The sequence below is a fragment of the Janthinobacterium sp. PLB04 genome, assembly GCF_021165895.1.
GTDB lineage: Bacteria > Pseudomonadota > Gammaproteobacteria > Burkholderiales > Burkholderiaceae_D > Janthinobacterium > Janthinobacterium lividum.
This window is the reverse complement of record NZ_CP088968.1, coordinates 2,353,862-2,374,095: the sequence shown is the minus strand read 5'-3', so window position 1 is coordinate 2,374,095 and position 20,234 is coordinate 2,353,862. Positions and strand designations below refer to the sequence as shown.

17 protein-coding genes are annotated in these 20,234 nt (G+C 62.5%); 4 read left to right on the top strand and 13 right to left on the bottom strand.

All coding sequences use genetic code 11. The features are described from left to right. Positions 1-10 precede the first annotated feature (10 nt). The 8 genes from sorA to xsc all read right to left on the bottom strand — a co-directional run bounded on the left by sorA (position 11) and on the right by xsc (position 9,861). The gene (gene sorA, locus LSO07_RS10525; RefSeq protein ID WP_151093787.1) at positions 11-1,231 is read right to left on the bottom strand and encodes a SorA family sulfite dehydrogenase catalytic subunit; all 1,221 of its coding nucleotides are present in this window, start codon (positions 1,229-1,231) and stop codon (positions 11-13) included. After that, a complete protein-coding gene (locus LSO07_RS10520; protein WP_070254562.1) occupies positions 1,224-2,651 on the bottom strand; it encodes an amino acid permease in 1,428 nt (475 codons plus the stop codon). The genes sorA and LSO07_RS10520 overlap by 8 nt, the downstream gene beginning before the upstream one ends. Before the next feature lie 291 nt (positions 2,652-2,942). Then, positions 2,943-3,737, bottom strand: coding sequence for an ABC transporter permease subunit (locus LSO07_RS10515; protein WP_051959683.1), 795 nt, complete (start codon positions 3,735-3,737; stop codon positions 2,943-2,945). A 79-nt stretch (positions 3,738-3,816) separates the two neighbouring features. Then, positions 3,817-4,632, bottom strand: coding sequence for a taurine ABC transporter ATP-binding protein (locus tag LSO07_RS10510; protein ID WP_034788398.1), 816 nt, complete (start codon positions 4,630-4,632; stop codon positions 3,817-3,819). A gap of 84 nt (positions 4,633-4,716) precedes the next feature. Then, entirely contained in the window at positions 4,717-5,769 is a 1,053-nt protein-coding gene (tauA, locus tag LSO07_RS10505; protein ID WP_404811483.1) for a taurine ABC transporter substrate-binding protein, read from the bottom strand. 115 nt (positions 5,770-5,884) lie between these two features. Further along, complete coding sequence (locus LSO07_RS10500; protein WP_208672492.1) at positions 5,885-7,294, bottom strand: NAD(P)/FAD-dependent oxidoreductase; 1,410 nt, start codon at positions 7,292-7,294, stop codon at positions 5,885-5,887. Positions 7,295-7,352: 58 nt separating this feature from the next. Beyond that, a complete protein-coding gene (locus LSO07_RS10495; protein ID WP_151093781.1) occupies positions 7,353-7,760 on the bottom strand; it encodes a nuclear transport factor 2 family protein in 408 nt (135 codons plus the stop codon). 292 nt (positions 7,761-8,052) lie between these two features. Continuing rightward, on the bottom strand, positions 8,053-9,861 hold the full coding sequence (gene xsc, locus LSO07_RS10490; protein ID WP_151094161.1) for a sulfoacetaldehyde acetyltransferase: 1,809 nt from the start codon (positions 9,859-9,861) through the stop codon (positions 8,053-8,055). A gap of 225 nt (positions 9,862-10,086) precedes the next feature. Here xsc and LSO07_RS10485 point away from each other — a divergent pair, with 225 nt between their 5' ends. From LSO07_RS10485 to LSO07_RS10475, 3 genes are read left to right on the top strand one after another with little or no spacing between them, the layout of a single operon-like run. Continuing rightward, positions 10,087-10,923 (top strand): IclR family transcriptional regulator, encoded by an 837-nt coding sequence (locus tag LSO07_RS10485; RefSeq protein WP_370452797.1) that lies wholly within the window; start codon positions 10,087-10,089, stop codon positions 10,921-10,923. Between the two features lie 40 nt (positions 10,924-10,963). After that, complete coding sequence (locus LSO07_RS10480) at positions 10,964-11,938, top strand: AAA family ATPase (RefSeq protein ID WP_225317243.1); 975 nt, start codon at positions 10,964-10,966, stop codon at positions 11,936-11,938. Continuing rightward, positions 11,935-13,668, top strand: coding sequence for a cobaltochelatase CobT-related protein (locus tag LSO07_RS10475; protein ID WP_151093779.1), 1,734 nt, complete (start codon positions 11,935-11,937; stop codon positions 13,666-13,668). Before LSO07_RS10480 ends, LSO07_RS10475 begins: the two co-directional genes overlap by 4 nt. Here the strand turns inward: LSO07_RS10475 and LSO07_RS10470 are convergent, their stop codons facing one another. From LSO07_RS10470 to LSO07_RS10460, 3 genes are all read right to left on the bottom strand, one after another. Next, positions 13,669-14,361: a choice-of-anchor E domain-containing protein gene (locus tag LSO07_RS10470; RefSeq protein ID WP_151093777.1), complete on the bottom strand. Its 693-nt coding sequence runs from the start codon at positions 14,359-14,361 to the stop codon at positions 13,669-13,671. A 243-nt stretch (positions 14,362-14,604) separates the two neighbouring features. Beyond that, complete coding sequence (locus LSO07_RS10465) at positions 14,605-15,744, bottom strand: AAA family ATPase (RefSeq protein ID WP_151093775.1); 1,140 nt, start codon at positions 15,742-15,744, stop codon at positions 14,605-14,607. Continuing rightward, the gene (locus tag LSO07_RS10460; RefSeq protein WP_151093773.1) at positions 15,741-16,628 is read right to left on the bottom strand and encodes an RNA ligase family protein; all 888 of its coding nucleotides are present in this window, start codon (positions 16,626-16,628) and stop codon (positions 15,741-15,743) included. Before LSO07_RS10460 ends, LSO07_RS10465 begins: the two co-directional genes overlap by 4 nt. 437 nt (positions 16,629-17,065) lie before the next feature. Between LSO07_RS10460 and LSO07_RS10455 the strand changes: the two genes are divergently transcribed. Beyond that, positions 17,066-18,463: an RtcB family protein gene (locus LSO07_RS10455; RefSeq protein ID WP_191909616.1), complete on the top strand. Its 1,398-nt coding sequence runs from the start codon at positions 17,066-17,068 to the stop codon at positions 18,461-18,463. Here LSO07_RS10455 and LSO07_RS10450 read toward each other — a convergent pair. Continuing rightward, positions 18,453-19,232 carry a sulfite exporter TauE/SafE family protein gene (locus LSO07_RS10450; protein ID WP_151093767.1) on the bottom strand — a complete coding sequence of 260 codons (780 nt, stop codon included), beginning with the start codon at positions 19,230-19,232 and terminating at the stop codon, positions 18,453-18,455. The genes LSO07_RS10455 and LSO07_RS10450 overlap by 11 nt on opposite strands. Beyond that, complete coding sequence (gene pta, locus LSO07_RS10445) at positions 19,222-20,223, bottom strand: phosphate acetyltransferase (protein WP_151093764.1); 1,002 nt, start codon at positions 20,221-20,223, stop codon at positions 19,222-19,224. Before pta ends, LSO07_RS10450 begins: the two co-directional genes overlap by 11 nt. Between the last annotated feature and the right edge of the window lie 11 nt (positions 20,224-20,234).

The window sequence follows — 20,234 nt, the reverse complement described above, 5'->3', positions numbered from 1 at the left end:
GTGAATCTCCTCAGACTGCCTGGATGCGCGTGGTTTCCACCACGTTGCGCATATAACCCATGGGATTCCACAGGGCTTTCATGGGCTGGCCCTGGCCGATGCGGTTGACGGCGCGCACCATCAGCACGTGGCTGCCCTTGCGCGGCGCCTTCATGAGCATGGTCCATACACGGAACGAGTAGCGTCCCAGGTCCTTACCCAGCTTCGCTTCCTGCCACGTCTGGCCGCCGTCAAGCGACACGGTCACCTCGCTGATGCCCTGGCCGCCATCAAAAGCGATGCCGCGCAGGGCCAGGTCGCGCCCCGCCTTCACTTGCGCGCCATCCTGCACGCTGGTGATGAAAGAGCGCACGTTGAGGCGGCTGATCGGCGTCGTCTTGCCCACGGGTGCGCCCGGCTCGATGAAGCCGGAGCCGTTGTCGGGGATACGGTAGCCCGTGCTCATCCAGAAACCGTCGAATGGCTTGTCGAGCACGGTGATGTCGCTCAAGTGCTTGACCCAGTAAGTGCCGTAATAGCCTGGCACAATCAGGCGCAGCGGATAGCCGTTGAGGAAAGGAATGTCTTCGCCATTCATGGCCCAGGCCAGCATGACGTCGCCGGCCATGATGTGCTCGACGGACAAGGCTTTTTGGAAGTCGGGACCATCGCCCACTGGCGGCGCTTCCAGGCCATTGAAGGCTACTTGCACGGCGCTGGCCGCGATACCGGCCTTTTCCAGCACGGTCTTCAGGGGGATGCCCGTCCAGCGGGCATTGCCCATGGCGCCATTGCCCAGCTGCCCGCCATTCGCGCGCGGGGCAAAGAAGCCGCGGCTGTTACCCGAGCATTGCGTCACGGCCACCACGTCGACCGGCTCGGCCAGCTGTTTCAGTTCCGCCAGCGACAGTTCCAAGGGCGTCTTCACCAGGCCGGCGATGCGCAGGCGGTAGCTGCCGCCATCGATGCTGGTAGGCAAGCCACTCCAGTGGTAGCGCACGAAAAACGCATCGTTGGGCGTGATCGCGCCTTCATTGAACACGCTGAACGGCGTTTCCAGCTGGGGAGGACGGCTGGTCAGCAGGATCAGCGGGCGCTTTTGCGGAAAGGCCACCAGTTCGCGCTCGCCATTTTCAAATGGCAGGGTAACGGAGGCGGCCAGGGCTGGCCCCGCCACTGCGGCGGCGCCCAGGGTGGCCGTCGTACGCAGGAAGCGGCGCCGGCCTGCGGGCAACAAGGTCGTGTCAAACATGTTTGAGCTCCACTTTGGCTTCGTTGTCGCCGTTGCGGTCGTCGTTGACGAGCTTCTTGATGTAGTACATGACGCTCATGATGACCACGCTCAACAGACCGAACCAGAACGACACGCGCTGCTCCGTATCGGACGACACGCTCATGGCACCGAGGATCACCAGCATGGCGATGATGGTGAAATACGTCAGGTAAGGGAACAGCCACATGCGCACCTTGATGCGTTCCGGGCATTCGCGCTCCAGGCGGCGGCGCAAACGCAATTGAGATATCGCAATGAGCAGGTACACGAACAGGATCAGGATGCCGTAGGAATTGACGATAAAGGGGAACACCAGGTCGGCCGATACATACGATACGGCAATGGCGAAATAGGCGAACAGGGTGCTGAACAGGATGGCGCGGATGGGCACGCCGTTCTTGCTCAGCTTGACCAGGCCCGTGGGCGCATCGCCGCGGCGCGTCAGCGCAAAGATCATGCGCGACGAAGCGTACAGGCTGGAATTCAAGGCCGACAGCACGGCCGTCAAAATGATGGCGTTCATGATGTGGGCCGCGTACGGGATGTTCATGACGGTCAGGGCGCTGACAAATGGCGTGGCGATGGCCGGCGAATCCCAGGGCACGATGCAGACGACGACAAACATGGACCCCACATAGAACATCAGCACGCGCGTGATGACGGAATTGGTGGCGCGGGCGATGGCCTTGGCCGGGTCCGACGTTTCGGCGGCGGCGATGGTGACGATTTCGGCGCCCGAATAGAAGGCCGTGGCGGCGACGGCGCCACTGAGCACCGGCCCCCAGCCGTGCGGCATGAAGCCGCCGTTGCTGGTCAAGAAACCCAGGGTCGGGATGCTGTTAGGCAAGCTACCCGTGATGAACAGGGCGCCGACAAACAGGAAGACGATGATGGCGACGACCTTGATCGAGGCGAACCAGAATTCGAATTCGCCGAAGGCCTTGACCGAGAACAGGTTAAGGATGGTCATCGACACGAGCAGCACCAGGCTGATAGCCCACGACGGTACGTCCGGCAGCCAGAAGTTGACCAGCTTGGCGCCAGCGATGGCTTCCAGGGCCACGACGACGACCCAGAAATACCAGTACATCCAGCCGCTCATGAAACCGAGGAATTTCGAGACCTTCGGCTTGTCGTCGAAGGCCAGACGCGCATATTCGTAGAAGGAGCCGACCACGGGCAGGGATGAAGCCAGCTCGCCCAGCATGCGCATGATCAGGACGACGAGGCCGCCCGTGAGCAGGAAGGAAAGGATGGCGGCCGGGCCGGCGGCCTTGGCGATGACGCCGCTGCCGACAAAGAGGCCGGCGCCGATCACGCCGCCGATGGCGATCATGCTCATGTGGCGTTGCTTGAGCGAGTGCTGCAAGCCGGTACTGTTATGCGATTCGCTAATCATGTTTTGTCTCCTGAAAATCTCTGAAGCTCGGTGCGCCCTGCCTGCTGCGGCTTGTTCATGCCGCGCGGCTTTGTTTTATTTAGGCAACACCGTCAAGCAGCATCGATACATCGTGTGAATCAGTCTGGTTGGCCGCATTCCATAAGTCAATCTGGAAATGCAGCGGCCCGGCGCGGCGCCCAAGGGGTAAGCGCGCTGGAGAGTAAGTACGGGGTATTGCTGAGTTATTGCTGCTTAAAAAATGGGAGCGGCGGCAACACTTGTGGCGTGCGCGCCACTCCTGGGAACGTCTTACACCTTGCCCTTCCATGGCACGAGGGTACGTTCGAGGTAACGCATCATCAAATCAAACAGGAAAGCGAAGAAGCCGATCACGATAATGCCCATGATCACCACATCGCTGGCCAGGAACTCGGAGGCGCTCAGCACCATGTAGCCGAGACCGCGCGTGGCCGCCACCATCTCGCCAGCCACCAGGGTGGTCCAGCCCACGCCGATGCCGATGCGCATGCCGGTGAGGATTTCCGGTATCGCGGCCCGCAGGATCACGTGCACGATGACCTGGAAACGGGTAGCGCCCATCGAGTACGCCGCGTGGATTTGCTCCAGCGACACGGAGCTGACGCCGGCGCGGGCCGCGATCGCCATCGGCGCGAAGATGGCCAGGAAGATCAGGTAGACCTTCGAAAACTCGCCGATGCCAAACCAGATGATGACCAGTGGCAAGTAAGCGAGCGGCGGCAACGGACGGTAGAACTCGATCAAGGGATCGAAGATGCCGCGCGCCACGCGGTTCACGCCCATCATCACGCCGATGGGAATGGCGAACAGGCAAGCCAGGCCAAAGGCGCCAAACACGCGCACCAGACTGGCGACCGTGTGTTCCCACAGGGTGGCGCCGCCGAAACCCGTGGTGGCCGCCATGATGAATTTTTCATACACGGCTTGCGGCGACGGCAGGAACAGCGGCTTGACCATGCCGCTGGCCGTCACGCCAAACCACAGCAGCAGTACGGCGATGACGGTGACGGTGGCGATGCGGCTGGAATTGCCCTGCCCCGGCGCGCCGAACGCTTCGCCGGGCATGGCGGAGCGGGGAGCGAACAGGCGCGAGAAAAAGCCGGCGCGCTTGGCGGTGGTGGGAGGAAATCCCACGACGGATGGGCTATGCATGGGACACCTCCAGCTCTTTATTGACGGCGCGTTCGTCGCCATAAATGATGTTGAGCACCGTTTCGCGCATCTTGATGAAGTCCGGGCTCGATTTCACGGCGCGCGCATCGCGGCATTCGAGGAAGCGCTTGTTGAAATCGAGTTCATACGTGTGCGTGATGCGGCCCGGACGGGGCGACATGACGATCAGCCGGTTCGCCAGGAACAGCGCCTCGTCGACGCTGTGGGTAATGAAGAAGAACATGGTGCTGGACTTGGCCCAGATATCGAGCAGCAATTCCTGGATGGTTTCACGCGTCAGCGCATCGAGCGCCGCCATCGGTTCATCCATCAGCAGCATGGCGGGATTGCTGGTCAGGGCGCGGGCGATGCCCACCCTTTGCTGCATGCCGCCCGACAATTGATAGATCATATTGTCATGAAAGTCCTTCAAGCCGACCAGCGCCAGGTTCTTGGCCGCCTGTTCGCGCCGCACGGCCTTAGCCACGCCTTGCAGCTTGAGGCCGAATTCCACGTTTTCCATCACGTTCAGCCATGGCAGCAAGGCATGTTTCTGGAACACGACGCCACGGTCGGCACCCGGCCCTTCCACTTTATTGTCGCCGAGCATGATCTCGCCCTTGGAGGGGGCGATGAAGCCTGCCATCAGGCTCAGCAAGGTGGTCTTGCCGCAGCCCGAGGCGCCCAGGGCGACGACAAAGTCGCCGCTATTGATGGTCAGGTTGATATTATTTAAGGCATGTACGCGTTCACCGGCCGTCTTGCCCGGATAAATCACGCTGACATCCTTGACGTAGAGATTTTCCATCGTGTGCCCCGCATAGGTGTAGTCACTTCAGTTCAACGTATTCTGTTCAGTCAGCGCGCCCGCAGGCGCGCCATTGCACAACGTTTACTTCAGCAGGCCGGCGGCCTGTGCATACTTGGGTGTCACATACTTGGCGTAATCGGTAGCCAGGGTGTCGATCTTGCCTTCGCCCTTCAAAAATTGCGCCGTGGCCAGCAAGGCTTGCGCCACGCCGCCCTTCGCGCCGCCGCCGAGCCAGGCCGGCGAGGCCTGTTCCTGCAGCGAGGGATAGGCATACAGGGCCACGGAAGCGGCCACGTCCTTGGCGGCGGCGCCCGAATGCTTGACGTTGGCTTTCACTTGCGGGGAATCGATGGTCCACGCCTTGGGATTGGCGCGGTAGTCGGCGTCGGCGGCGGCCATCACCTTGACGAACTTGGCCATGAAGTCCGCGTTCGCTTCGCCCCAGGCGCGCTCGACGGCCATGCCGTCAAACGTGGCCTTGCCCTTCTTGCTCAGTTCGCCGGATGTGACGAGGACCTTGCCGTTTTGCTTGAGTTTGCTCAAGGCCGGGTCCCACACGAAGGCGGCGTCGATGTCGCCCCGCTCCCAGGCGGCGGCGATCTGGTTAGGCTGCATGTTGAGCAATTTCACTTCAGTGGGCTTGATGCCCCACGTTTCCAGCGCGAACATGGTGTGGAAATGCGTGGTGGACACGAAAGGCACGGCGATCTTCTTGCCGCGCAAATCCGTCGGCTTGGTGATGCCGGCGCCATTGCGGGCCACCATCGCTTCGGCTTCATTGATGTCGTCGATGATCCAGAACAGCTGCAGATCGACGCCGCGGCTGACGGCCGCCGTCAGGGGGCTGGAACCGATGACGCCGATCTGCACGTCGCCGGAAGCCATGCCGGTAGCCACCTTGGCGCCCGAATCGAACTTGCGCCAGTTGATTTTATAGCCGGTGGTTTTTTCCACTTCGCCGCTGGCGATGGCCACCAGGAAGGGACCGTTGATTTCCTGGTAGGCAATCGTCACTTCCTTGCTTTGCGCGAAGGCGGTACCGCTGGAGGCAAGGGTAACGCCCAGTACCAGGGTGCCGAGGACGGCGCGGCGCATCGTTGAAAAAACCGTGTTTTTGCTCGTATTTGTGTTCATGTCTCACTCCAAGTTATTGTTATGTGTGAACGTGCGGGCAATCTCATCCCTCGCGGGAGGCGCCGCTGGTCGATCTATGTCAACGCATGCGGCGGCTTAGTACGGCTACTGCTATTTAAAACACTTCATCCTTCAAGTGATACCAGCGGTACAGGAAGCGCTGGCCCAGGCGGCGGAACGGGGCGAACGCTTGCGACTCGACCAGTTCCATCATGTTGGGATACGGCAGTTTCGAATTGAAGATCGGCAAGCCCGTATCGCTGGGCTTGCCGGCGATACGCTCGGCCATGCGCCGGCCCGCCTGCGCCGAGTACATGACGCCGTTGCCGCCATAACCGAGCGAATAGAAGATCGATTGCTTCGGGTCCGGTTGCACGATGCGCGGCATCATGTCGTGGCTGACGTCGACCCAGCCCCACCACGAATAATCGATGCCGATCCCGGTCAGCGCGGGGAACTTGCGGTGCAGATCGTTGATCAAAAACTGTTTGTATTTGTCGTCCGGCGCGTCGGCGCCCGTGATGGCGCTGCGGCTGCCGATCTGCACGCGGTTGTCCGGCATCAGGCGGTAGTAGTGGCGCAGGATGCGCGTATCCGTGATCACCTGGTGGGTGCGGAAGTTGCACGCCTCGATTTCCGCCGGGGTCAGCGGACGCGTGACAAGCGAATTCGACAGGATGGGTAGCAAGCGGTTCTTGACTTGCGGATGCAGGTGCGGCGAGGTGTAGCCGCCCGTGGCCACGGCGACGGATCGGGCACGCACCACGCCGCCTGGCGTTTGCAGATAATGCACGCCGTTGCGCGTTTCCCAGCCCATTACCGGGCTGGACGGGTGCACCTTGGCGCCCAGCGCGCGCGCCTTGCGCAGGTAGCCGAACGCCAGCTTGCCGGCATGGATGCCGATGCCTTCCGGCTCGTGCAACGCACCGGCCGCTTCCTTGTCGTCGACGAATTCGCGCTTGACGGTGTCGGCGTCGAGGATGCGGGCGTCGTACTTGAAGATCTCGCGCATGACCTTGGCTTCTTTTTCCAGCGCGGGCATGGCTTTCGCCTTGTGGGCGATGTACAGGTGGCCGCCCGGCTGCGGGTCGCAATCGATGTCGGCCGTGATCTTCTTGAACGTTTCCATCGCATCGCACACTTCCGCGTGCAGTTTCAGGGCCGTGTCCAGCCCATAGCGGTCTATCCACTGCGAGCGTTTCAGGCGGCCCGTCGTGCATTGCGCCTGGCCGCCGTTGCGCGTGCTGCAGCCCCAGCTGACCCGGTTCGCTTCCAGCACGGTGGCCTTGATGCCGTGTTCCTGGGCCAAAAAGATGGCGCAGGATAAGCCCGTGAAGCCGGAACCGATGATGGCCACGTCAACGTCGATGTCATGCGTGATGGGACCGTCGTCGGCGGGCGGCTCGCCGGCCGTGCCGATCCAGTAGGTGGGCGCGTAGGCATTGCCGTGGCCGGGGCGCTGGGCCACCAGCGGATCGAAGGCGGGATCGTAGGGCGTGCGGGCGGCGGTGCTGTTGTTGCCCATTACGCCAGGCGGGGTGTCGACAGGTTTGTTCATGGTCATTCCTGGTGAACGTGCTGGCTCAGACTGTGACGACGGGTGGGCGATCCTTGCGGAAAGCATTCTTGACGACGATCTTGCCATCGCGGAAGGTGAAAATATCGACCATGCGCGCTTCGATACGCGTGCCGTCCGCCTTGGTGCCGGCAAAGGTCGACTCCGTCACGCCCCGTTCGCCGCTGACGAAATGCACGGGGTTGAGCCAGGCGGCGTCGGGGAAGGTTTGCCAGGCCAGCTCGAAGCCGGCGCGCACGGCGTCGCGGCCGATGAAGCTCTTGCCCAGAAGCTCGGGACCGGCGACGGCGTGGAATTCGCAATCGTCGGCCATGGCGGCCATCAGGGCATCGATATCGTGGCGGTTCCAGGCATCGCCGAATGCTTGCAGGAAGTCCGTGGTGACGGCGTCAGTATGCGGTACAGGGTGGTTCATGGCTGTCTCCGTAAATCGTTTTTGATACGCTACGTTCCGTTTTTTGTCTTTTATTGAATTTAAGCCTTAAGCATGGCCTTGTCAAATCAAATAATTCAAAAAACGGGACGCCTTGTATTCTTTAATGAAATTATGATGCTTTCGTGACAATCTGTGAGAATTTGGTCACAGCGCTGTGTCGGATTACGCCGGGCTTGCGCCCGGCTAATCCGACCTACACAGTCACGTAGGTTGGGTAGGTTGGGTAGGTTGGATTAGCCTGAAAGGCGTAATCCAACACTCCAGCAGCAAATCAAACGTAATCTTTGTACTTGTCCAGGTGGCGGATCGGTTTGCTCAACGCATCGCGGCGGAACGGGTCACCCAGCTCGCGCGTGCACATGATTTCGATGATGGTGGTCTTGCCCTCATTCATCTGCATGTCGATCGCCTTTTTCAGGGCCGGACCCACGTCTTCCAGCTTGTCGACCGTGATGCCTTCGGCGCCCATGGCGCGCGCGATTTCCGCGAAGCTCTGGTTGTCGAGTTCACCTGCGACGAAGCGGCGGTTGTAGAAATCCACCTGGTTTTTCTTTTCCGCGCCCCACTGGCGGTTGTGGAACACCACGGCCGTGACGGGAATGTTGTGGCGCACGCAGGTCATCGTTTCCATCAGGCTCATGCCCCAGGCACCGTCGCCCGCATACGACACGGCCGGACGGTGCGGCGCGGCCACTTTCGCGCCGATGATGGTCGGGAAGGCATAGCCGCAGTTGCCAAAGCTCATCGCCGCAAAGAAGCTGCGCGGCTTTTCAAAGCGCAAGTAACTATTGGCCACCGAGTTGATGTTGCCGATGTCGGTCGACACCATCACGTCTTCCGGCATGGCTTTTTCCAGCTCGCGCAAGACCTGGCGCGGGTGCAGGTAATTGCCCGGCTCTTTCTTCTGCTCTTCGATCATGTCCAGGCTGTACGCATCCTTCTCGTGCGTCCAGTTGGTCAGCTCCTCTTCCCACGCGGCCTTTTCCGCCTGCACGGTGGCATAGCGCTCGTCGCGCGTCGCGTCGCAATCGAGCGTCTTGCCGTCCAGGCGCGCCAGGATGGCTTTGGCGGCCGCCTTGGCGTCGCCGCAGATGCCGACCGAAATCTTTTTCACCAGCCCCAGCATCTTGTTGTCGGCGTCGATCTGGATTATTTTCGCGTTTTTCGGCCAGTAATCCATGCCGTGCTGCGGCAAGGTGCCGAACGGTCCCAGGCGCGAACCGAGGGCCACGACGACGTCGGCCTTGGCGATCAGTTTCATGGCTGCCTTGGAACCCTGGTAGCCGAGCGGGCCGCACCACAGCGGATGGCTGGCAGGGAAGGAGTCGTTATGCAGGTAGCTGTTGACGACGGGTGCGCCCAGGCGTTCGGCCAGGGCCTTGCATTCCTCGATCGCTTCGCCCATGACGACGCCGCCGCCCGAGATGATCACAGGGAACTTGGCTTTCGCCAGCAATTCCGCCGCATCGTTCAGGCTTTGTTCGCCGCCGGCGCCGCGGTCCAGGCGGTTCGGTTTCGGGATTTCCGCCTTGATTTCGCCATAAAAATAGTCGCGCGGGATGTTCAATTGCGTCGGCCCCATTTCCGACATGGCGCGGTCAAAGCAGCGGCCCGTGAATTCCGCCATGCGGGCCGGATTGGTGACGTGGCCCTGGTATTTGGTGAATTCCTCGAACATCGGCAGCTGGTTCGCTTCCTGGAAGCCGCCCAGGCCCATGCTCATCGTGCCTGTCTCCGGCGTGATGATGACGACGGGCGTATGCGCCCAGTAGGCGGCGGCGATGGCGGTCACGCAATTGCTGATGCCGGGGCCGTTCTGCCCGATGACCACGCCATGGCGGCCCGAGACGCGGGCGTAACCGTCGGCCATGTGGCCGGCGCCCTGCTCGTGCACGACGGGAATCAAACGGATGCCGGCCGGGGCAAAGATATCCATCGGGTCCATGAAGGCCGAGCCCATGATGCCGAACATATCGGTCACGCCATTGGCGGCCAGGGTTTCCACGAACGCTTCGGAAGGCGTCATCTTTTGCGGTCCGGTGGGGATGGCCGCTGCGGCGGCGGCTTTTTGCTCGGTCATGTCATTCATGGGTGTCTCCTGGTCTGTGGTGATTGAAGCTGTTGAAATTATCAACTCATTTATTAAAAATCGGTATATTTTGTTCCGAAATTTGATATACAATTCAATTTAAGCGTTCACCAATCAAAAGTCAAACAGATTTTCAAGGAAACGGTACAATTTGAGTTCGAAAATGAAATAAGCTGAAGTAACACTCATAGCTACCCAACCGAGGCCACCATGGACATGATTTCATCCCCAAAACTTGAGCCGGAAAAACTGGAAGGCGACACGCCCACGATGCGTTTGTTTGCCTTGCTGGAAGTGATTGCCGAAAAAGACCAGTTGCTGTCGCTGCAAGCGCTGGTGGAAGAAACGGGGCTGCCCAAGCCGACCCTGCACCGCATGCTGCAACAGCTGGAAAGCGTGGGCGTGCTGCAGCGCGAAAGCGATGGCCGCCACTACAGCACGGGCGTACGCCTGCGCCGCCTCGCATCGAACCTGCTGATTAACAACACTTTCCATGGCGCCCGCCGCATGGTCTTGCGCCAGCTGGTCGAGGAAGTGGGCGAAAGCTGCAACCTGACGGCCTTCAGCGGCAGCGAAGTGGTGTACCTGGACCGCGTGGAAACGGCGGCCCCGCTGCGCTTCTACCTGCATCCCGGTTCGCGGGTGCCGGCCCACTGCTCGTCCAGCGGCAAGCTGTTCCTGGCGCAAATGACGCCCGTGCAGCGGCGCCGCCTGCTGGGCCACATGGAATTGACGCGCTTTACGGACAAGACGGAAACAGACCCCGTCAAGCTGGAACGCGAACTGGAATTGGTGCGCCGCAACGGCTATGCGCTGGACGACGAGGAATTCCTGCCCGGCCTGCTGTGCGTGGCCGTGCTGGTGCCGAACCCGAACGGCCGCTCGAACCTGGCCGTGGCCATCCAGGCGCCCATCATCCGTTTGACGCACGACAAGGCTTTACATTTCTTGCCAGCATTGCAACGCGCCGCGCAAGCCCTGGCCGCCATCGAATCGGAAACCATGCCGACGACGGGCGGGGACGACGACGCATTGCAAGCCGGTCACTCATAACCGCCGTAGCGCCCATGCTGCGGTTTCACAGGAGAACAAGGTGCCAGATTCACGCCAACATCCCCCCGCCGCAGCGGCGCAAACCTTGCAGTCCGTGCGCAGCCTGTTCAATATCGACAGCGACCTGCGCGTGCCCGTCTTCACGGAACGCGATCCGCACGTGCCCGACATCGACCCCGCCTACCGCTTCAACCAGGACGTGACCCTGGCGATTCTGGCCGGCTTCAGCCACAACCGCCGCGTGATGGTGCAGGGCTTGCACGGCACGGGCAAGTCCACGCATATCGAGCAAGTGGCGGCGCGCCTGAACTGGCCTTGCGTGCGGGTCAACCTGGACGGCCACATCAGCCGCTTGGACCTGGTCGGCAAGGACGCCATCGTGCTGCGCGAGCAGCAGCAGGTGACCGAATTCCAGGAAGGCATCGTGCCCTGGTCATTGCAACGCCCCGTGGCCCTGATCTTTGACGAGTACGACGCGGGCCGCCCCGACGTGATGTTCGTCATCCAGCGCATCCTCGAGCGCGACGGCAAGTTCACCCTGCTCGACCAGAACCGGGTCATCACGCCGCATCCCCACTTCCGCCTGTTCGCCACGTCGAATACGGTGGGACTCGGCAACTTGAACGGCATGTACCACGGCACGCAGGTGCTCAATCACGCGCAGATCGACCGCTGGAACATTGTTGCTACCCTGAACTATCTGCCGCAGGCGGAAGAAACGGAGATCGTACTGGCCCGTGTTCCCGCCATGAACGACGAGGCGGGCCGCCAGCTGGCCAGCAGCATGGTGGCCGTGGCCAGCCTCACGCGCCACGGTTATGCGGCGGGCGACCTGGCCTGCCTGATGTCGCCGCGCACGGTGATTACCTGGGCCGAGAATTGCCAGATCTTCCGCGACCCGGCCCTGGCCTTCCGCCTGTCCTTCCTCAACAAATGCGACGAGGCCGAGCGGCCCATGGTGGCCGAGTATTACCAGCGCTGTTTCAATGAGGAATTGCTGGCGAGCCAGACATGAGTACGGAAGCGACCGCGCCTGCCGCCTACACGCGCGAGCAGCAGGAAACGGACGAGTTGTGCGCGGGCGCCATCCGCGCGCTGAGCGGCGTGTCTTCCATCCGCTACCGTGGCCGGCGCCTGCACGACGGCCACCGCCCCCTGCCCATCCACGCAGCCCATCTGCAGCCCGATGCGGCGCTGCAGGATTTGCCCTCGCTGCGCGGTGCGGCAGACAGCGTGGCCCTGCGCCTGCTGCACACGGACGCCGCCTTGCACGAGTCCCTCTGCCCGGCCGAGCCCGTGGCGCGCCTCGTGTTCGAATTGCTGGAACAGTTAAGGGTGGAAACGCTTGCGCCAGAGCACCACGCTGGCGTCATCGGCAACCTGCACCACCGTTTTACGGCATGGTCGCACGCGTTCTACGATTCCGGCCTGGCCGAAGGCGCATCGGGCTTGCTCTTGTATACAGTGTTCCAGATGTGCTGGTCGCGCCTGACGGCGCGGCCCGTGCTGGAAAAGACGGAAGATTTCATCGAGGCGACGCGCTGGTCCATCTCTTCACAATTGAGCGGCGACCTGGCGGGCTTGCGCCGCCACCGAACGGACCAGGCGGCCTTTGCGCGCCACTCTCTGGCCATCGCCCACGCCGTCGATGCCATGCTGCAAGATGCGCAAACGGCGCGCGACGGCAGCCAGGACGAGGCCGGCGACGCCAAGGCGCAGGCGGCCTTCAAGCTGCTGCTCGATTTTGACAGCGAGAATGACAACGTTCCCGATAGCGCACCGCTGGGCGAGAGCCGCGCCTTCAGCGACGGCGATGGCACCTACCGGATTTACAGCACGGCGTACGACCGCGAAGAAAAAGCGGGCGAGCTGGTGCGCCGCGCCCTGCTGCTCGAGTACCGCGAACGCATGGATGCGCGCATCGCCAGCCTGGGCATCAACACGGCCCGCCTGGCGCGGCGTTTCACGCAACTGCTGGCCATACCCGAGCGCGACGGCTGGTCGTTCGGCGAGGAAGAGGGCACTATCGATGGCCGGCGCCTGGCGCAGCTGATCAGCTCGCCGTCCGAACGCAGGCTGTTCCGCAAGGAACAATTCCTGCCCCAGGCCGATTGCCTCGTCACCTTTCTCGTCGATTGTTCCGGCTCCATGAAGACGCATGCGGAATCCGTGGCCGTGCTGCTCGACATTCTGCTGCGCGCGCTGGACCAGGCCGGGATCAGCACGGAGTTGCTGGGCTTTACGACGGGCGCGTGGAACGGGGGACGAGTCAGGCGCGACTGGATGCGCGCCCGCTCGCCCGCCAACCCGGGCCGTCTGAATGAACTCGTGCACATGGTCTTCAAGGATGGCGATACGAGCTGGCGCCGCGCGCGGCCCGACATCGCGGCCCTGCTGAAAGCGGACCTGTACCGCGAAGGCGTCGATGGCGAAGCCGTGGACTGGGCGTGCACCCGCATGCTGGCGCGCCCGGAACGGCGGCGCATCCTGCTCGTCGTGTCCGACGGTTGTCCGATGGATACGGCCACGAATCTGGCCAACGACGAGTTTTACCTGGCGCAACACTTGAGGCAAGTGGTGGCGCGCCGCGAAGCGCAGGGCGCCGTGGAAATCTGCGGCCTGGGCCTGGGCCTGGACCTGGGCGCCTACTACAGCCGCAGCCTGGCCACCACCCTGCCCGCCTCGCTGAACAATGAACTGTTCAGCGAAATCGCCCAGTTGCTCGCCGGACGCGGGAAACGCTGATCACACCACGGACTTGCGGCGGCGCGTCATCACGCCGGCCAGCGCCAGGCCCGTCAGCAGCATCACATACGTTTCCGGTTCCGGCACGGCGCTGATGTATTCATACGTCACTGCCACGCGGCCGGAAGCGGCCGTCTGGAATTGGGTCAGCAAATTACCGGAACCGCTGCCCGTCGAGGAACCGATGGCGTTCAGGCCCAGCTGGATCAAGCCACCGCCGGCCGAGGAAAACAGGGCAAAGTCGCTGGCACTGCCGCTCGTGTAGGAGTTGGCGCCCGTGCTGGACCGGGGTCCTGTATTGGCGCCCGAGGTGCCGGCGAAATCGATGCTGCCATCGAAGGCGCTCAGAGCGAACGTCTGCGTGAACAGTGGGTTGGCCACCAGCAAGGTGGAATTGTCGGGACGGTACAAGGTCAGCAGCGACGCCAGGCTCAGGGTCACGTCGGAGGCGCTGGCGTCAAGGCTTTCCGCCTTGCCACTGCCCTGTACGGCGCCTTCCAGGTGGAACTTGATCGAGGTCAAGGTACCCAGGTTGCTGTCGAACTTGCCCAATCCCAGGGTGTCGGCCCAGTTGGTGGCGCCCAGGGCGCGGTCGGCGCTGAAGGTGATGGTCTGGGTGGCCGCCTGGGCGGAAGATGCGGCGCCAAGGCCTAACACGCCGGCGGCGGCCAATGCGATGAGAGATTTGTGCATCGATGACTCCTGTTCATTCAATGAGGGGGACGTGGATCATGCAGTGATTCACACGGGAAACGCGAGGGTAGCCCCTCGCGCCGCAGCCCGGCAATGCGTCTATCCAGGCAATTCATTGTAATAAGAGAAAAAGTCGCAATATACTCACTTTGTTGCAATTTTAAAAATAAGTGTTGTTATTTTGATTTCCCCGGAAACGATCAAACAGCCGGCCGAATGAAGCGCCGCACCTTTGCTGACGCCTCAATCGACACAGTAACGCACGGCATGCGCTTCCATCGGCAAGGGGATTTCCCAGTTCCACAGCATCGACTGCAGCTTCTTGTTACTGAGCGATGTGTCGCGCTGGCCATTGCGCCGCAATAACTCCTTGCGTGGCTGCTCCAGGTACACGAGTTCCACCTGCGCGTGGTATTTATACAGCAGGTTGAGCGTCTTTTCGCGCATCAGCTTGGACAGATGCGTGGCATTCCACACGAACGGTTCGCCCTTCCGCAACAGTTCGCGCGCCCGCTCTTCCGCATAGTCGCCCACCTGCCCTTCGTTCTTGCCGTGCCTCAAGCCCAAGGCCGTCCGCGCATCGTCGAAGGAGACGACAGGCAGGCGCGGATGGTGCTTGGCCACCCACGTATTCTTGCCCGAAGCAGGCAAGCCCGACATCACGATCACGTGCGAACCCGGCTCCTGGAACAGGGAATAATCGGGATGCGCCTCGGCGCCGCGAAAATATTTGACGCGCGTGTGATCATCGACAAAGACCTTGCGCTGACCGTAGCAACCCTCCTCGCGCGCCAGTTCGCGGAACAGCTCGATGGCGTCGAGTATGCGCGGCGGATCGGGACAGATCCGTCCACGGATATCGGCTTCGGCCAGCATGGCCAGCAAGCGGATATCGACCTGCCACGACAGTTCGCGCACGGTAAATTCCGGCGTGACGCCGCGCCGCGACGTTTCCAGCGCAAAGAAGGGCACTTGATGTACGTTAATCAAGCGGCAGATTTCCTCGCGCGCGGCAAACGGCACGTCGCAATCCCACAGGGCGATGCGCGCATCGAGGGCGCCCTTGCGCGAGTGGCCGGGCTGGCCGATGGCGCCCGTCACCGGGTCGATCACGGTGGTGCTGCACTTGGCCACGTCGTGCAGCAAGGCGGCGAGGAACACGATTTCCTGTTCCGCCCGCGTGGCTTGCTGGTAATCGGGCATAGCCAGCAGGGATTCCACCACCATCATCGTATGCGTCCACACGTCGCCTTCCGCGTGATACACGGGGTTTTGCGGCGTCGTTTTCGCCAGTTCCAGCTGCGGGAAGGCGGCCAGGCAGGCATTGAAATCGGGCGACTGGCCCGCTGGCGGCACCAGTTGTTGTAACTGTTTCCAGTTCATCTTGTACTCCTTGAAAAGGTTGCCAGTTCATCCAGCGACTGGCAGGTGTGCAAGCCCAGGCTTTCCCACGTCACCAGCGGCTGCGGCGCGTACAGGTCCACGCCTTCGGCCAGCTGGTTCGGGATCAAGGGCCGCGTGCTGTGGTGCGAACCGCTGTCGAGGATGGTTTGCGTAAAGTCATGGCGTACCAGCTTGTAGCGGGCCAGCACTTGCTCGTCGTCTTCCACTTTCAGGTACAGGCCTTCCGCGTGGTCGGACTTGTCCGTCTGCTTCCAGCACAGGTCCAGCGGCAGGCGTTCGCGCGCCACCGCGGTGTCAAAAGCGTCGCGCCACAGCTGGGACTTGGCCAGCGAATGGCGCAGCAACTGCCACAACTGTTTGGGCGACGATGGCATCTTGCCCGCATACAGCACGGGGACGGAGAGCACGGGCGAGCCGGCCAGCATGGCGTGGCGGCGCGCCGTCGACAAAAACATCTGGGTGCGGCGGCAATACACGTCGAACTCATTGAAGTAATGGGGCAAGCGGTCGTAAAACACGGAATGCTTGCTGTACGACCATTCGCCAAACAGCACAAATTGGTCTTCCAGCAGATGCAGCAAGGCGTGTTCATGCGCGTGCGCCCACGGTTTCAACAGGTTGAACTGGCGTTCGCTGCCGCCGCCCGCCAGGTAGTGGCCGCGCGACTGCAGCAGCACCTCGCCCGCATCGCTGAACGACACGGCGGAGTTGGCGCCATCGATTTTTTCCTCGATGACGACGTACTGGCCGGCCAGCTTTTTCAGGGGCATCTGGTCGGAACCGTCGTCGCCGTCCTGCAGGCGCGAGCCTTCCAGGTGCGGCGTGCGCGGGTATTTGAATAAGGGTAAAGATTGTAAAAACATAGCGTCCCACGCCGCGTTCACCGGGGCGTGTCCATACAGGGTCAGGGGTGCTGACGACGTGTTCGGGCGTGGACGATCGAGACTAGCGTCTCGGATACGTGTGCGGAGGGAGCAAAAACAGTGCCGCAGCAATCGGGGGCGTCAACGCGCCGAACGATGCTGCAGAGAGCATTTCGTCAGCGTTAGCAGGTGATGGCGAAGAAGCGAGGCACTTTTGGCTCCAATAAGGAAGAGGTTCGAGAAAGAACGGGGAATATAAAGGCTGTTTGATTATTTTGCAAGTGGCGCCGCGTATCGTGCGCACGCTTGTGCCCACCCCTCGCTTTGCAAGCGGCACAAAGTTTGCTAAGCTGGCGGCACTTCCTGTCGCTGCTGCGTGGAAAACAAACATGGCCCTTGCAAAAGGGCCGTGCATTCGTTATTTCCGGAGCAGAATCGTGTTTCCCCTATCCAGATTACAAAAAGCCCTGCGCCGCCAGGGCATCGCTGTCGCCTATGCCGACGGCATTTATACACTCAGCAATCCGCACGCGCAGGCGTCCGTGCTGCTGCCCCACAACTTTCCGCTCGAGGAAAAAGCCGTGCGCCAGCTGATGGAGTTTGCCGCCGTCAGCGTGCCCGGCCAGGATGGCCATGTGTGCAAGGCATGCGCCACGCCCGACTTCCACCCGGGCAGCATCGCCCCCGTGGGCAGCATCGTTGCCACCAGCCCCGACATGGTGATCCCCGCCATTCCCGGCACGGACATCGCCTGCGGCATGCGCCTGATCACGACGGGCCTGAGCCTGGCGCAGTTCGAGGCGCGCAAGCCGCAGCTGCTCGGCAAGCTCAAGCACGTGCTGCTGGAAGACGGCCGCAACGTGCCGCTGCGCTCGAAAGCGTTTGCCGCCCTGTTCGACGTGGGGCCGGAAGCGTTCATCGACAGCCTGCACAATGAGGGCTTGTGGCCCCGCGTCGACAAGCAACGCCTGCTGCGCGAGCTCGACGATTGCATCGCCCTGCGCGAACTGGGCGGCGGCTTGCGCCATGCGCCCGAAGCGCTGGTCGGCACGCGCGAAGTGATACGCGACCCCAGCCTGGGCACCACGGGATCGGGCAACCATTTCGTGGAAATCCAGCTGGTCGATGCCGTCATGGACCGCCATGCCGCGTACCGGCACGGACTGGTGCCTGGCGAAGTGGTCGTCATGATCCACAGCGGCAGCCGCGACGTGGGCTTTTTTGTCGGCAGCCGCTGGATGGACCGCGCCAGGGAAGCCTGGCCGAAAGGCGTGCGCCACCCGCAATCCGGCCTGTACGGCTTGACGGGCGAACTGGCCGGCGACTACATGGACGCCATGGGTGTCGCATCGCGCTATGCCTGGGTCAACCGCATGGTCCTGGCCGAGCTGGTGCGCGACAGCCTGTCGCAGGTGTATGCGCACGATACCTCTCGCCTGGTGGTGGACGTGCCCCACAACGTCATCCTGCGCGAGCACGGCATGAACATCCACCGCAAGGGTGCCACGCCGGCGCGCGAGGGCGACCTGGCGCTGATCCCCGGTTCCATGGGCGATTACTCCTATGTGGCAACGGGCATGGGCAATCCGGACTGGCTGTGGTCGTGCTCGCATGGCGCGGGGCGCAGCATCCGCCGCCAGGCCATGCGCGCCATGCGGCCCACGTTGGGCGGCGACGAGATGGCGTTCCAGTGCGTGACTTTGCGCGAAGAACGGCGCGTCGAGGAAGCGCCGATGGCGTACAAGAAGATCGGTCCCGTCATCGCCGCGCAGGAGGAAGCGGGCTTGCTGCAATCGGTGGCGCGCTTGAAGCCCCTGCTGACGTTCAAGGCCTGAACAATTGCGGCACGGCGGCCGCCATCAATGAGATACCGATGGCGGTCAGCACGGCAAACGCGATGCGGCGCATGCCGCGTTGGGCGATCGGTGGCGGATAGCGCTTGCCGGCCATCGTGGCCAGCACGCCCACGGGCAAGGCCAGCGCACACAGCAGCAAGACTTTCGCGTCGAGCTGGCCCTGGCTACCCGCCATCAGCGAGCGCCCGCCCGCGCTGATGGCGAACAGGAAGATCAGGCTGTAGCGGATGGTGGTCAAACTCATTTCCTGGCGATAAAACTGGTACACGAGCGGTGGCCCGGCCAGCGAAAACAGGCCCGAGAACAGGCCGCCGCACACGCCGCTGATGAAGAAGCTGCGCTTGTCCGCCGCGCCCGGTCCCGGCGGCGCCTGCAGCAGGATGCTGACGCCGCCATACACGATGGCCGCGCCCAGCAACAGTTTTAGCAGGGGCGCATACGCCTGGTCCAGGTATCCCAACAACAAGACGCCGGCCGCCATGGCCGGCAGCAAGCCGATGCTGGCCGCGCGGATGGCGCGCCAGTCCAGGTGGTGCAAGGCGCCCGGCAAGGCCACCAGGCAATTCGCCAAGGACAACAAACTGACGAGGGCCGCCAGCGCGGGCACGGGCGCCAGGCCCAGGCCGCTGGCCACGCCCATGACGATCATGCCCAAGCCAAAACCCGTTACGGTCTGAAAATACGTGCCCGCCGCCACTACGCCCAGCAGCGCCAGCACCGGCAAGCTGAACAGGAAGTCAGCGTCCACCCTGGGCCTGCACGGACGTGACGGCAATCACGTTATACACGTCGTCGGCGCTGCAACCGCGCGACAGGTCGTTGGCGGGCTTCTTCAAGCCTTGCAGCAGGGGGCCGATGGCGACGGCGCCGCCCATGCGTTCGGCCAGCTTGTAGCCGATATTGCCCGCGTCGAGGTTCGGGAACACCAGCACGTTCGCGCGGCCATTCACGACGGAATCCTTGACTTTTCTCTGCGAAATCTCGGCCACGATGGCCGCATCGAGCTGCACGTCGCCATCGATGGCCAGCAGCGGACGCTGGGCCTTGACCCGGTCTGTTGCCGCATGCACCTTGTCGACGGCCGCGTGGTGGGCGCTGCCGCTGGTGGAAAACGACAGCATGGCCACGCGCGGTTCTTCCATCAGCAAGGCTTGCGCGCTGTCGGCGGCGGCCATGGCGATGTCGGCCAGTTCCTCGGCTTTCGGATCGACCACTAAAGCGCAATCGGAAAAGATGAAACCGCCCTTGAGGCTATGGAAAGGTTCGCACAGCATCATCAGGAAAAAGCTCGACACCAGCTTGAAGGCCGGATCGACGCCGATGATCTGGATGGCGCTGCGCACTACGTCGGCCGTCGTGTGCACGGCTCCCGCCACGCAGCCATCCGCGTCGCCCAGGCGCACCATCAGGTTGGCATAGCACAGGGGATCCTGCACGGCGATCCTCGCCTGCTCCACCGTCATGCCCTTGGCCTGGCGCAGCACAAACAATTGCTGGGCATAATGTTCCGACTCGCTGGACTCGGCCGGGTCGATCAGGCGCACGCTATCCAGGTCCAGCGCATGTTCGCGCGCCAGGGCCAGGATGGCGGCCGGCTTGCCGACGATGGTGATGTGCGCCAAGCCTTCGCTTGCCGCCCGTGCGGCCGCCTGCAGCACGCGCGCATCGTCGCCCTCGCACAACACGATATTTTTCGGCACGGCGCGGGCTTGGGCGATGATGCGGTGCAGGGCTTTCATGGCGACTCCAA